The organism is Deferrisoma sp. (genome assembly GCF_054681715.1).
In genome coordinates this window covers 1-13631 of record NZ_BAAHFQ010000085.1, presented here as the reverse complement: position 1 = coordinate 13631, position 13631 = coordinate 1, and the positions used below count along the sequence as shown (strand labels likewise).

Genomic DNA, 13631 nt, shown 5'->3' with positions numbered 1-13631 from the left:
TTGAAGTCCTTGAGGGCCTTCTCCTCGAACCCCAGCTTCGTCATGTCGAGCTGGAGGTTCGACTTGTCGAGGAGCCGCAGGACGATCTTCTCCCCGAAGAGCGTCGGCAGCACCGACACCCGGAAGTCCATGTCCTTGTCTTTGGAGATCTTGAGCTTGATCCGGCCGTCCTGGGGGAGCCGCCGCTCGGCGATGTCCAGGCTGGCCATGATCTTGACGCGGCTCGTGATGGCGTTCTTGAGCTTCATCGGCGGCCGCATCTGCTCGTAGAGCACGCCGTCGATGCGGTAGCGGACCCGGAAGCTCTTCTCGTAGGGCTCGATGTGGATGTCGCTCGCGTTCTTCTTGATGGCGTCGGAGAGGATCAGGTTCACGAGCTTGACGACGGGGGCGTCCTCGACGGCGCGCTCGAGGTCGGCCACGTCCACGTCCTCTTCGTCCTGGACGAGTTCCAGTTCGTCCAGGTCGAAATTGCCCATCACGTCCAGGAGGGTGGCCGACGAGTCGTAGTACCGGTCGATGGCCTCCTTGATGGCCGACGGCGCCGCCAGCACCATCTCGACGTTGTAGCCCGTGAGGAACTTGACGTCGTCGAGGGCGAACATGTTGGAGGGGTCGTCCACGGCCACGATCAGGGTGGAGCCGACCCGGTTGATGGGGATGATCCGGTACTTCTGGACCAGATCCTCGGGCACGAGCTTCGTGACCTCGGGATCCACCTCGAAGTTGGCGAGGTCCACCGTGGGCACCCCGTATTGCTTCGAGAGGGTCCGGACGAGGTCCTTCTCGTCCACCAGGCCGAGCCGTACCAGCGCCTCGCTCAGGCGGCCCCCGTTCTTGCGCTGGTCCTCCTTGGCTTTTTCGAGGTCGGCCGGGGTGAGGACGTTTTCCCGGATCAGCAGTTCGCCGAGTCGTTTGGACATGAGACCGTCCTGTGGCTTTCAGCTAGGCGGCTGGGCGGCCGCGACGTTTGGCCCTTGCGTGGGGTGGCCGCACCCTCACAGGTGGGAGGCCCCGGCGTGTCTGCCTCGGCGCAGGGGTCCTCCGGGACCGAGGCTCCGCGCCCGTCACTCCCCCATGGCCCGGGTCATCACCGCCACCGGAGCTTCCCGGCCGGTCCAGAGCCGGAACGCTTCGGCGCCCTGGTAGAGCAGCATCGACCGGCCCGAGGCGGCCCGGTGCCCGGCGGCGCGGGCCTGGTCCACCAAAGCGGTCTCCCGGCCTTTGCGGTACGCCATGTCGTACACGGCGAGCTCCGGGAGGCCCCCGAGCTCCCACGGCCACCGGGCGCCGTCGTCGAGGCCCGCCGGGGTCGCCCCCACCAGAAGGTCTCCCGGCCCGGGTGCGAACGCCGTGATCTCCACGGCTTCCAGGCGACAAGGGGAGATCCGGGGCGCCAAGGCGCGGGCGAGGTCCTGGGCACGGATAGCGTTTCGGTTCATCACGAAGATTTCTTGAGCGCCCCCCGACGCCAGGGCCACCACGGCCGCCTTTGCGGCCCCTCCGGCGCCCCAGATCCAGGCCCGCCGCCCCTGGGGGGCATACCCCAGATCCTCCGCCAGGGCCCGGGCGAACCCGGCCACGTCGGTGTTGAAGGCGCGCCAGCCCCCCTCCGCCGCCACCAGGGTGTTGGCGGCCCCCACCAGGCGGGCCGTGGGGTCGGCTTCGGCGGCGAGGCGAAGCGCCGCTTCCTTGTGGGGCACGGTGACGTTCAGGCCCGCGACCCCGAGGGCAAGGCAGCCGGCGAGCGCCGCCTCGAGGCCCTCGGGGGCGACGTCGAAGGCCAGGTACACGGCGTCCAGGCCCAGCGCCGCAAACGCCGCGTTGTGCATGGCCGGGGACAGGCTGTGGGCCACGGGGTGGCCGAGGAGGCCGTACAGGCGGGTGCGGGGGGTGGGGCGGGGGATCATGGGGCGGCGCGGGCCGCTTCCTTGGGCGTTCCCAGCAGGCGACGCACCTCCGTGACGTCGGAGCGGATGTGGGCGACGAGGTCGTCCACCGAGCGGAAGGCGATCTCACCCCGGATCCGTACCACGGGCTGGATCCGGAGTTCAACGCCGTAGAGATCCCCTGAGAAATCCAGGAGATAGGCCTCGACCCCGCTGGCCGAGGCGCCGAAGGTCGGGTTGGGGCCGATGTTCACCGCCGCGCCGTAGGTGCCCGACGGGGTTTCGGCCCACGCCGCGTACACGCCGGCCGGCGGGAGGCACTCCTCCCGCGGCAGCACGTTCGCCGTGGGAAACCCGAGGCGACGGCCCCGGGCGGCGCCGTGGATCACCGGGCCGTGGAGGGTGTAGGGCCGGCCGAGAAGCCGGGCGGCCGTTTCGAAGTCCGCCGATTGGACCGCCCTTCGGATCCGGGTGGAGCTCACCACTTCCCCGTCGAGGAGGAACTGGGGGAGCACGCGCACCCGGAATCCGGCCCGGCGGCCCTCCTCCTCGAGCAGCGCGATGGAGCCCCTGCGCTCCCGGCCGAACCCGAAATCCGGCCCCACCCAGATCTCCCTCGCGCCGAGGGCGTCCACGAGGGTGCGGCGCACGAAGTCCGTGGGGTCCTGCGCCGCGTACTCCCGGTCGAACCGAGCCCACACGAGCACGTCCACCCCCAGTTCCTCGATCCGCGCCACCCGGTCCTCGAACGAGGTGAGCAGGGGGGGGCAGTACGCCGGGTTCAGAACCCGCAGGGGGTGGGGGTGGAACGTGTACACCACCGAGGCGGCCCCGAGCTCGCCCGCCCGGGCCACGACCCGGCCGATGAGTTCCCGGTGTCCCAGGTGGACCCCGTCGAAGTTCCCGATGGTGACGACCGAACCCCCCAGGGTGCCGGGGGCCAGTTGGTTGTGTTCGATGACGCGCATGGCAGCCGTTGAAGCGCTGGAAGGCGGGGGAGGCGAAACGGCGAAAACGCCGAACCCCCTCCCCACGCCGGGGATGACGGAATCGGGCGGCGATTCGCCGGAGCCTCCCCGCCGCGAGGGGCGTGGGGGGCAACCCTCCGATGCCGCCGCAAAGCGCTAACGGTAGGTGGGCCGGGGCGGGGTGTCAAGGCGCGGAAACCCGGCGGCCAGGAGGCATCCGCCCACCACGAGCATCCCACCCACCCACTGGGCCGGGCCCGGGAGCTCCCCCAGGGCCAGGGCCGCCACGAACCCGGCGTAGAGGGGAAGGGTGTTGTAGAATGCCATGGCCCCCGAGGGGCCGAGCCGCCGCACCCCTTCGTTCCAGGCCAGGAAGGCCACGAACGAGGGGCCGGCGCCGATGTAGAGGAGGGCGGCCACGACCCCGGGCGACCAGCGGGGCGGCAGGGCGCCCCACTCCCAGGCGGCCGGGCCGAGGAGCACGAGGGCTCCGAGCACCGTGGACGTGGCGGTGACCCACACCGTGGGGTGGCGTTCGAGGAGCCTGCGCCCGGCGATGGAGTACAGGGCCCAGCACACGACGGCCCCGAGAACGAAGAGGTCGCCCGGGTTGAACCGCAGGGACGTCAGGATTTCCCAGGACCCCCGGGAAAGGATGATGGCGACCCCGACAAGGCTCACCAGCCCGCCGATCACGTGCTGCCGGGCAAGCGGGGTGCCGAGGAGCAGCCGGGCGAGAAACACGGTCACCAGCGGCCCCGCCGCGTTCACGAGCCCGGCGTTCACGGCGGTGGTGGACCGGAGCCCTGCGTAGAGGAGCACCTGGAACCCCACCACCCCGGTCAGGGCCATTGCCGCGATGAGCCCCCAGTCTTTCCGGGTGGCTCCTTTGGGGCCCGCCCGGGTCCGCCACAGGAGCAACCCGAAGAGCACCGAGGCGATCGCGCCCCGGATCGCGGCGAGGGTCCAGGGGCCCACCGCGTCCCGGAGGGCCCGGCCGAGCACGACGTTGCCGGCCCACAGGAGCGTGGCGGCGTTGACGAACAGGTAATCGGTCCACTTGATCACGGGTGCGCCTGGGGATCTATGCGGGGCCGCCGTGCAGTTGAGAGTTCTAGCCGCGGCGGGACCATCCCGGGAGCCGCCCGGGGCGACCCCTGCGGTTCCGAGCGGACCCTACCGGCGGCGGCGGGGTTGTGGAACCCTACCGGGTCGGTTCTGCCGGTTCAAGCCCGAGGCGGCTCGGGCCGAAAGGAGATGCCGGTGCCCCAGTTCCGGGTACAGCCTGCGGACGTGGACGAACGGGAGGGACGGGCGATCCTCCGGGGGGCCGAGGCGCACCACCTCACCCGGGTGTTGCGGCTGGGGGCGGGCGAGACCGTGCTTCTCTTCGACGGCGCCGGCCGGCGCTGGGCCGGGGTGATCGAACGCACGGGCCCCGAGGTGGTGGTGGCGGGGCTCACCCCCCAGGCCGCCAACGAATCCCCGGTGCGCCTGGAGCTGGTGGTGGCCCTGCCCAAGGGGGAGCGGTGGGACCGGGTCCTGGAGAAGGGCACCGAGCTCGGGGTGAGCGCCTTTCGGCCGGTGTACACCGAGCGCACGGTGGTGCGCCTGTCGCCGGGCCAGGAGGCCCGGCGCCTCGAGCGGTGGAGGCGGATCGTGGAGGCCGCCGCGAAGCAGTGTGAACGGGGGGCGCTTCCGGAGGTGTTCCCGCCGGTCCCGATCGCGGACGCACTCGGGGTCCTGGGGCCGCCGGGCCCCGACGAGGTGCGGGTGGTGTGGGCCGAGAGGAGCCTCGAACGGCTCGCCCCGCCGCGGGGCGTCCGGCGGGCGATGTTGGCCTCGGGGCCCGAGGGGGGGTGGACCGAACACGAGCTGGGTCTGTTGCGGAAAGCGGGGTTTCGGCCGGCCGGGCTGGGTCCCCGGATCCTCCGGGCCGAAACCGCCGCGGTGGTCGGCGCGGCCCTGGCCCAGTTCTGGTGGGGGGATCTGAACGGCTAGGAAGCCCGGGAGTTGTGCCGGGTAGAGGAGCGTTTTGGGCGCGGCCGCGGGCGCCGCGGTCTTGTGGGGGGAGAACCCCGGTGATACGGTGACGAGCCGAGGCCCTGAATCCGGAGGTCGATCATGAAATGCCCCAAGTGCGGCTACACCAGTTTTGACCACCTCGACGAGTGCAAGCGGTGCGGCACTGACCTGCGGGACGTGCGGACCCTCCTGGGGTTGATCGTCGTTCGGCCGGAGGACCGGATCGCCGTGCCCCAGGAGGCGTCCTTCGAGGAACCCGTGCCGTCGGAGGCCTTCGTCACCGCGGACGAGGAGATCCACGCGGTGGACCTGGGGGGGGAGGACGAGTCCCCCGGGGAGTTCCTGTCGGAGATGAACTTCGAGGAATCGTTCGAAGACGTGGTGGAACGCACCAGTTACGAGGCGGTCGAAGAGGAGGGCGCGGAACCACCGCCGGCGGACGTGCCGGCGGAGGACGACGGCCTGCTGGACCTGGACTTCTCCGACATCTTCGCCGAGGAGAAGAAGGACGAAGGATGAATGAGCCTTCAATGTTGGCCCGTTCGGGGGATTCCCTTGACGGAGTGTGGGGCCTCGGGTAGCGTGGGCGCCCGGGGTCGTCCATCGGGCGGCCCCAGGTAGGTCGGATTCCCACAGTCCCGTTTGGGTGTGCAGGAGAGGTCGCCGACCTCTCCTTTTTTTGTTTGTAGGTGCCCCCTCGGGCACGCGAGAAAGCAAGGAGTCGTTCGTGAGAAAGCCGTTGTCCCCGTTTGCCGTGCGCCGTATGTTCTGCGATCGCCCCATCGTGCAGGGGGGCATGGGGGTGGGGGTTTCGTTGGCCGAGTTGGCGGGCGCCGTGGCCCGGGAGGGGGGCATGGGCACGGTGTCGAGCGCGTGTCTTGACCGCTTGGTGAGCCGGCGGGTGGGCCGGCAGGTCGGTGCGCGGGAGGCCGCGGCCCTGGAGGTGGCGGAGGCGAAGAGGCGGTCCGGCGGGCGCGGCGCCGTGGCCATGAACGTCATGGTGGCGATCCAGGACTCGTACGCCGAGAGCGTTCTCGGGGCCCTCGACGGCGGCGCCGATGCCATCGTGTCGGGCGCGGGGTTGCCGCTTTCGCTCCCCTCGGTTGTGGCGGGGCATCCCCGGGCCGAGGATGTGGCCCTGATCCCCATCGTGTCCTCGGCCCGGGCGCTCCGGGTGCTGGGGAAACGGTGGGCGGCGGCCGGCCGCCGGCCCGACGCCGTCGTCGTCGAAGGCCCCATGGCGGGCGGCCACCTGGGGTGGAAGAGCCGGGAAGAGGTGGAGGATCCGGCCCACGCCCTGGAGAACCTGGTGGACGAGGTGCTCGCCGAGGCGGAGCGGCAGGGGGGCATCCCGGTGATTGCGGCCGGGGGGATTTACGACCACGAGGACGTGGCGGCCATGCTTCGGCGGGGTGCCGCGGCGGTCCAGCTCGGGACCCGATTTCTGGCCACGCAGGAAAGCGGAGCCTCCGAGGCCTACAAGCGGGCCGTGGTCGCGAGCACCCTTCAGGACATCGAGGTGGCGGTGGCGCCCGGCAGTCCCTGCGGGCTGCCGTTCCGGGTGCTGCGCTCGTCCAGCATGTACCGGAAGGCGGTCTCCGGGGTGCTGCGGGTCCGGTGCGACAAGGGGTACCTCAGGGGCCCCGCCGGCTGCCTGGCCGTGCGGGAGCAGGGCAAATACTTTTGCATCTGCAACGGGCTTCTGAGCTCCGCCGGGTACAACCCCGACGAGGAAGCGCCCCTGTACACGGTGGGGGCCAACGCCTGGCGGGTGGACCGGGTCGTGCCGGTGCGGGAGCTGATGGCGGAGCTCTGCGGGGAAACCGAGGCCGCGCTCCCCCGCGCCGCCAACGCGTGAGGGGGCTGGGGCGCTGGGACGCTAGGAGGCTGGGAGGCTAGGACGCTAAGATCATTCGTGATTCCAGCGTCAGCGGTCGCCCTAAGCTGTGGGAGCGGCTTCCAAGCCGCGACCGGTGTTCCTGCGAGCCTTGCGGCCCGGGTCGCGCCTTGGAAGGCGCTCCCACACCGGGGCCCTGACTCGCACGTTCCTGTCCTGCGTTGCGGGACCCCAAAGGGGCCCTGGGGAGCTTCCAGGTAATTTCGGCTAGGCGGCTGGGCTGCTCGGCAGCTACGCGGCTAAGAACATTCGGGATTCCGGCGTCATAATGCCGGCCAACCCGTGGGAGCGGCTGCCGTAGCAGGGGCCAGAATTCAGAGGTCAGATGTCAGAGGACTCCTGTCCTCTGTCGTCTGTTTTCTGGCGCCCGGCACGGTCTCCGGTCCGTTGGTCCAGAGCGCGGCGGTGTCCCCTGAGGCCGCAAGAAAGAGTTGCTACTATCTGCAAGGGTACCGCCGGGGGGGCGGGTGGGGGGCTGGTTCCGGCCGGGTGCGAGTGCGGCACCCGATCGCCGCGCCTTTCCATGCCGTTGTCGGCTTGGCAGGCCGGGGCGGCGGTGGCGGACGTTCCGGAGCTTCCAAAGCGATCCGGGCGTGGTGAGGGCGCGGCGAGGTAAGGGGCCGCACCGGGCTCTCCACCACCCCCCCCACCCGCGGGCTTCCGTAGCAACGACGGGGATCTGACAATACTTCCGTTGGTGTGAGCATGTTCTTGCGAACGGGCCGCGCCCCGGGGCTTACGGAAGCTTCCAATCGTCTACCATGAACCGACTGCAAGAACTCCTTTCGGTAGTGGGCGAGGCGTTGGGGCCGTACGACGCGGACGAGGCCGTGATCGAGGCCCTGCGCACCCTCCTCGACAACCGCTACGAGGGCCTGATCGTGGTGGATGCCGAGGGCCGGGTCGTGTACATGAACCGCGAGAACGAGCGGTTCCTGGGGCTCGAGCGGGGCGCGGCCAAGGGCCGCCACATCACCGAGCTCATCCCCTCGTCGCGGCTCCATGTGGTTTGCCAGACGGGCCGGGCCGAGGTGGGGCACCTCCAGGAGATCGAGGGGAAGACGAAGGTGGTGGCCCGCATCCCCCTGCGCCGGGACGGCCGGGTGGTGGGCGCCATGGGCTCGATCATGTTCCGGGATCTCCGGGAGGTCGCGCGCCTCAGCCGGAAGGTAAAGGTCCTCGAGGACCAGGTGGCGAGCTACCAGCGAAAGCTCCGGAATCTGCCCCATCGCAACCGTTACACCTTCGATCACATCCTGGGAACGGGGCGAAAGCTCCGGGAAGCCGTGGACCTGGCGAAGCGCGTGGCCCGGTCGGAGGCCGACGTGCTGCTGGTGGGCGAGACGGGCACCGGGAAGGAGCTGTTCGCCCACGCCATCCACAACGAGAGCCCCCGGGCCGACGGGCCGTTCGTCCGGCTCAACTGCGCGGCCATCCCGCGGGAGCTCGCCGAGTCCGAGCTGTTCGGGTACGAGCCCGGGTCGTTCTCGGGGGCCGACCGCAAGGGCCGGATCGGCAAGTTCGAGCAGGCCCACGGCGGCACCATCTTCCTCGACGAGATCGGGGAGCTGCCGCTGGACATCCAGGCCAAGCTGCTGCGGGTGCTCCAGGAGCGGGAGGTGGAGCGGCTGGGAGGTGCGGGCCCCCGCTATGTGGACTTCCGGCTCGTCGCCGCCACCAACGTGGACTTGAAGGAGTTGGTCGAGGCCGGGCGGTTCCGCGCCGACCTTTACTTCCGGCTGAACCGGCTCCTGGTGTACTTGCCCCCCCTCCGGGACCACCCCGAAGACATCTCCCTGTACGTGGATCACTTCCTGGAAACGCACTTTCCGTTCGAGGGGACCGGAAAGCGCCGTATGGCGCGGGAGGCCCTCGAGGCGCTCCAGCGGTACCCCTGGCCGGGCAACGTGCGGGAACTCCAGAACGTGGTGGAGCGGGCGGCCTGGAACGCGGCCGGGCCGGTGATCGAGTTGCGGGACCTGCCGGTCCAACTCCTGACGGCCGATCTTCCCGAGGTGCCCCAAACGGATCCCCCCCTCTTGCGCCAGGCCGTGGAGGAGGCCGAAAAGCGGCTCATCCGTCGGGTCCTGGAGATCACCGGAGGGAACAAGCGGCGGGCCTGCGAGCTGTTGGGAATTCACCGGGCCACCCTGTACCAGAAGCTTGCGCGGTACGGCCTGGGCTGATTCCTGTTGTCTTGTTTGCACGACATGTCGATTTTTTGAGACACACTGCGGGCCCCTCTCGCCACGGAGTTCCCCGCCGATCTCCCCCGAAGTGTCGGATTTCGTAGACATTTGCCCCGCCGCCCCCCGATCGCATCCCCCTCACTTCATGCCCGTAACATCTTAAGAAAAAAAGAAAAACGGATCTTCCCCCGGCCCTGGCACGGGCTTTGCTCTCCAATTCGGGCGCGATGGGAGGTGCCCCGCCCCGAGGGGTACGGGACGTGAGGAGGAAGGACCATGGTGGAAGCGGTGCGGGTGTTTGCGGCCGGGACGGCCGCTGTGTTCGTGGGCATGGGGCTCGTCTATCTGGCCGTGCGGCTCGTGGCCCTCGGCGTGAGCCGGTGGGCCGGGGGCGACGGGGGCGGGGCATGAGTGCCGGGGGATGGGTCGGCGAACTGGTCCACCAGACGGGGTTCCTCGGGCTCACCTGGGGCCACCCGGTGATGTGGCTCGTCGCCGGGTTTTTCCTGTACCTGGCCATCGTCAAGAAATTCGAGCCCCTGCTGCTCCTGCCCATCGCCTTCGGGATGCTCGTGGTGAACCTGCCGGGCACCGGGCTCATGGAGCCGGGCGAGGGGTTGCTGTGGCGGTTCTTCCACTATGGCATCGAGTGGGAGGTCTTTCCTCCCCTCATCTTCCTGGGGCTCGGGGCGCTCACCGACTTCGGGCCGCTCCTGAGCCAGCCGCGGCTCATCTTCCTGGGGGCCGGCGCCCAGGTGGGGGTCTACATCACCTTCTTCTGCGCCCACCTCATGGGGTTTGAGCTCCGGGAGGCCGCCACCATCGGGATCGTCGGGGGCGCCGACGGCCCGACCACGATCTACCTCGGCTCGAAGCTCGCGCCCCACATGCTGGGCACCGTGGCCGTGGCCGCGTACTCCTACATGGCCATGGTGCCCCTTATCCAGCCCCCCATCATGCGGCTGCTCACGTCGCGGGCCGAGCGAAGAATTCGCATGAGCAAGGCCCGCAAGGTCCACCGGGCCGAGAAGGTGCTGTTCCCCGTGGCTGCGGCCCTCGTGGTGATCCTGCTCGTGCCGGCCTCGGCGCCGCTCATGGCCATGTTCATGCTCGGGAACCTGTTCCGGGAGTCCAAGGTGGTCGACCGGCTGGTGGGCGCGAGCCAGAACGAGCTCATGAACATCGTGACGATCCTCCTGGGGATCAGCGTGGGAGCCACGATGCGGGCCGAAACGTTCCTGCAGCCCAAGGTCATCTTCGTGTTCTTCTTGGGACTGTTCGCCTTCATGGTGAGCACCGCTTCGGGGATCCTTTTGGCCAAGCTCGTGAACCTCTTGAGCCGCGACAAGGTGAACCCGCTCCTGGGCGCGGCCGGGGTGAGCGCCGTGCCCATGGCGGCCCGGGTGGTCCACAAGGTGGCCTCGGAGGAGGATCGGCAGAACTACCTCCTCATGTACGCCATGGGTCCCAATGTGGCCGGGGTGCTCGGCACCCTGATCGCCGCGGGCGTGTTCCTGGCCCTGCTGGGGGGGTGAGCCCGTGGAATAGGCCATGTGCGGCCTCGCCGACGGCCGGCGGCCGTGGACCGCAGTCGACGGAACGAATGTTGCTTCCCCGTTCCACCCCGGACGCCCGGGGTGCCAGTATAAGGAGACTTGTGCCATGATCGAGGTCAGGGCCCCGATGGCCGGAAACGTATGGAAGGTGGAATGCGCGCCGGGCGACGCCGTGGCGGCCAACGACCCGGTGGTCGTTTTGGAGGTCATGAAGATGGAGGCCGACGTGTTCGCGCCGGCCTCCGGGGTGGTGAAGGAGGTCCGGGTGAAACCGGGCGATGCCGTGGAGGAGGACCAGGTCCTCGTCGTCTTGGAACCCGCTTAAGGGAAAAGGAGGAGCCATGATTTTCGAACTCACGCCCGAACAGAAGATGGTGCAGGAGCAGGCCCGGCGGTTCGCCGAAAACGAGATCAAGCCGTACGTCGAGAAGGAGGAGGCCGAGCACGCGTTCCCCCTGGAGCGGGTGCGCAAGATGGGGGAGCTCGGGTTCTTCGGCTGCGGCATCGACGAGAAGTACGGCGGAAACGGCATGGGGCTCCTGGAGAGCGTGCTCCTGGCCGAGCAGATCGCCAAGGTGAGCCCCTCCTGGCGGCTCCCGTTCAACATGCAGAACCTCGGGCCGGCGCTGACGGTGCAGAAGTTCGGCACCGAGGAGCAGAAGGAAACGTACATCCCCGGGTGGGTCAGCGGGGAGAAGATCGGATTTTTCGCCATCACCGAGCCCAACAGCGGCTCGGACGTGGCCAGCATGAAAACCACGGCCACCGACAAGGGGGACCACTGGGAGCTCAACGGCACGAAAACGTGGATCTCCAACGCCCACGTGGGGGACGTGGGGCTCGTGTACGCCTACACCGACCGGTCCAAGAAGTACCAGGGCATGACCTGTTTCCTGGTGGATCTGAAGAACACCGAGGGCATCACCACCCGGGCGATCGAGACGAAGCTCGGGCTCCACTGCGCCCCCACCGGCGAGATCTATTTCGACGGGGCCAAGATCCCGAAGGATTCCGTGCTCGGCCAGGTGGGCGAGGGATTCAAGATCTGCATGTGGCAGCTCAACAACACCCGGCTCGGGTGTGCGGCCGGGGCCCTGGGGTGCGCCGGGGGGCTCATCGATCTCGCCATCCAGTACGCCAACGAGCGCACCCAGTTCGGAAAGCCGATCGGCGAGTTCCAGATGATCCAGTCCACCATCGCGGAGCTCGTGGCCGAGCACCACGCGGCCCAGCTCCTCGTCTACCGGGCGGCCTACCTCAAGGACAAGGGCCTGCCGAACCAGTTCGAGACCTCGATTGCCAAGTACTACTCCGCCGAGGCCGCTGTGCACGCGGCCAACGAGGTGATGAAGATCTACGGGTCCTGGGGGTACTCCACCGAGTACCCGGTGGAGCGGTACTTCCGGGACGCCAAGTCGTACCAGGTGGTGGAAGGCACCTCCAACATCCAGAAGCTCATCATTTCCGGGATCGCCCTGGGGAAGGCGCCCAACCGCTGATCCCCCGAGGGAGGAGGCGCGTTTGCGCGGGGCCCCAGCCGATTGGTCGGCCGGGGCTCTTTTTTTCGGCGGGAACCAGGGCCCGGGGGTTGCATACCTACCAAGCGTTTGGTAAACAGGGCGTGGATTTGACCCGGCGTTTGGCCCGGACGGGCCGGGCCGGCCGGCCCGGTTTCGCGGTGGAAAACGGCCGAGGACGTGTGAAACTTTACCGGGCCGGGGTCGGGCGCCCCGGCCCGGTTGGGTACCCTGACACGCGACGCAGGAGCGGACACCATGAACATCGCCGACACCCTGGATCGGAACAAGATTTTCTTCCCGGAACGGGAGGCGATCGTGTACGGCGATCGCTCGTGGACCTATGGCCAGTTCTGGGCCGATGCGAACCGGATGGCGAACGCCCTCAAGGGGTTGGGGGTGGAGCAGGGGGACAAGGTGTGCCTGTTTCTCACCAACTGCCCCGAGTTCATCATCGCCTACTACGCCTGCCAGAAGGTCGGGGCGGTGGCGGTGTCGATCTCGAGCATGTGCAAGGCCGACGAGGTCGAGTACATGGTGAACGACTCCGAGGGCGTGGTGCTCATCACCGAGGAGGCCCTCATGGAGCACGTGCCGGCCCGGGCCAGGATACCGAACCTGCGCACGGTGGTTTCCATCGACGGGGATTCCGGCGACCGGAAGTGGTCCGATCTGCTGGGGGCGGCGTCCCCCGAGTTCCGCACGGTGTACACCGACCGCCACGAGGGGGCGGCCATCATCTACACCTCGGGAACCACCGGGAAGCCCAAGGGCGTGGTGCTCACCCACGGCAACGTGGTCTCCAACACGAACGCCGCCAAGTACATGTGCCAGATGCGCCCCGACGACCGGGCCATCTGCTTTCTGCCCATCTACCACTCCTTCGCCCAGAACTTCATCTTCAACTCGGTGGTCCAGGCCGCCTGCACCCTGGTGCTCCACAAGAAGTTCGATCTGGACCGGGTGCTCGAAAGCCTCCAGAAGGACCGGATCACCCGCTGGTACGCCGTGCCGGCGATCTACATCATGGTGCTCAACGATCCGCGCTCGGCCGAGGCCATGAAAACGGTGCGGTACTGCTTCTCGGCGGCCTCGTCCATGCCCGGCGAGGTGGCCCGGCAGTGGAAGGAGAAGTTCGGCCTCGTGATCCACGAGGGGTACGGGCTCACCGAGACCACCCCGTTCGCAACCTACAACCACGAGTTCCGGCACAAGGAGGGGTCGGTGGGCACGGCCGTCATGGACGTGGAGATCCGGATCGCCGACGGCGACGGCAACGAGGTGCCCCGGGGGGAGCTGGGCGAGATCTGGATCAAGGGGCCCAACGTGATGAAGGAGTACTACCGGAAACCCGAGGAGACCGCCGAAACCATCGTCAATGGGTGGCTGCGCTCGGGGGACATCGGGTACATGGACGACGAGGGGTACGTGTTCATCGTGGACCGCCTCAAGGACATGATCAACTCGGCCGGCCTCAAGATCTGGCCCCGGGAGGTGGAGGAGGTGATCTACACCCACCCCAACGTGCGCGAGTGCGCCGTGATCGGGGTGCCCCACGAGGTGTTCGGCGAGACCGTGAAGGCGGTGATC

13 protein-coding genes are annotated in these 13631 nt (G+C 68.8%); 9 read left to right on the top strand and 4 right to left on the bottom strand.

Annotation, left to right across the window (positions count from 1 at the left end):
- From ACY0I8_RS11855 to ACY0I8_RS11840, 4 genes are all read right to left on the bottom strand, one after another.
- The coding region (locus ACY0I8_RS11855; RefSeq protein ID WP_461394925.1) for an ATPase, T2SS/T4P/T4SS family at positions 1–923 on the bottom strand (923 nt) is incomplete at its 3' end.
- Positions 924–1067: 144 nt separating this feature from the next.
- On the bottom strand, positions 1068–1910 hold the full coding sequence (gene aroE, locus ACY0I8_RS11850) for a shikimate dehydrogenase (RefSeq protein WP_461394924.1): 843 nt from the start codon (positions 1908–1910) through the stop codon (positions 1068–1070).
- On the bottom strand, positions 1907–2857 hold the full coding sequence (locus ACY0I8_RS11845) for a bifunctional riboflavin kinase/FAD synthetase (protein WP_461394923.1): 951 nt from the start codon (positions 2855–2857) through the stop codon (positions 1907–1909). The genes aroE and ACY0I8_RS11845 overlap by 4 nt, the downstream gene beginning before the upstream one ends.
- 156 nt (positions 2858–3013) lie before the next feature.
- On the bottom strand, positions 3014–3925 hold the full coding sequence (locus ACY0I8_RS11840) for a DMT family transporter (protein WP_461394922.1): 912 nt from the start codon (positions 3923–3925) through the stop codon (positions 3014–3016).
- A gap of 195 nt (positions 3926–4120) precedes the next feature.
- On the opposite strand from ACY0I8_RS11840, the gene ACY0I8_RS11835 reads away from it, so the two are divergent.
- The 9 genes from ACY0I8_RS11835 to ACY0I8_RS11795 form a co-directional block, all read left to right on the top strand.
- A complete protein-coding gene (locus ACY0I8_RS11835) occupies positions 4121–4858 on the top strand; it encodes a 16S rRNA (uracil(1498)-N(3))-methyltransferase (RefSeq protein ID WP_461394921.1) in 738 nt (245 codons plus the stop codon).
- A gap of 123 nt (positions 4859–4981) precedes the next feature.
- Positions 4982–5401 (top strand): hypothetical protein, encoded by a 420-nt coding sequence (locus tag ACY0I8_RS11830; protein ID WP_461394920.1) that lies wholly within the window; start codon positions 4982–4984, stop codon positions 5399–5401.
- Positions 5402–5609: 208 nt separating this feature from the next.
- Positions 5610–6740, top strand: a complete 1131-nt coding sequence (locus ACY0I8_RS11825; RefSeq protein ID WP_461394919.1) for an NAD(P)H-dependent flavin oxidoreductase — start codon at positions 5610–5612, stop codon at positions 6738–6740.
- 800 nt (positions 6741–7540) lie between these two features.
- Positions 7541–8965: a sigma-54 interaction domain-containing protein gene (locus ACY0I8_RS11820; RefSeq protein ID WP_461394918.1), complete on the top strand. Its 1425-nt coding sequence runs from the start codon at positions 7541–7543 to the stop codon at positions 8963–8965.
- A gap of 279 nt (positions 8966–9244) precedes the next feature.
- On the top strand, positions 9245–9379 hold the full coding sequence (locus ACY0I8_RS11815; RefSeq protein ID WP_461394917.1) for a hypothetical protein: 135 nt from the start codon (positions 9245–9247) through the stop codon (positions 9377–9379).
- Positions 9376–10503 carry a sodium ion-translocating decarboxylase subunit beta gene (locus ACY0I8_RS11810; protein ID WP_461394916.1) on the top strand — a complete coding sequence of 376 codons (1128 nt, stop codon included), beginning with the start codon at positions 9376–9378 and terminating at the stop codon, positions 10501–10503. The genes ACY0I8_RS11815 and ACY0I8_RS11810 overlap by 4 nt, the downstream gene beginning before the upstream one ends.
- A gap of 127 nt (positions 10504–10630) precedes the next feature.
- A complete protein-coding gene (locus ACY0I8_RS11805; RefSeq protein WP_461394915.1) occupies positions 10631–10849 on the top strand; it encodes a biotin/lipoyl-containing protein in 219 nt (72 codons plus the stop codon).
- 16 nt (positions 10850–10865) lie between these two features.
- A complete protein-coding gene (acd, locus tag ACY0I8_RS11800) occupies positions 10866–12023 on the top strand; it encodes a glutaryl-CoA dehydrogenase Acd (RefSeq protein WP_461394914.1) in 1158 nt (385 codons plus the stop codon).
- Between the two features lie 276 nt (positions 12024–12299).
- Positions 12300–13631 (top strand): class I adenylate-forming enzyme family protein (locus ACY0I8_RS11795; RefSeq protein WP_461394913.1); only part of this gene is annotated, 1332 nt, incomplete at its 3' end.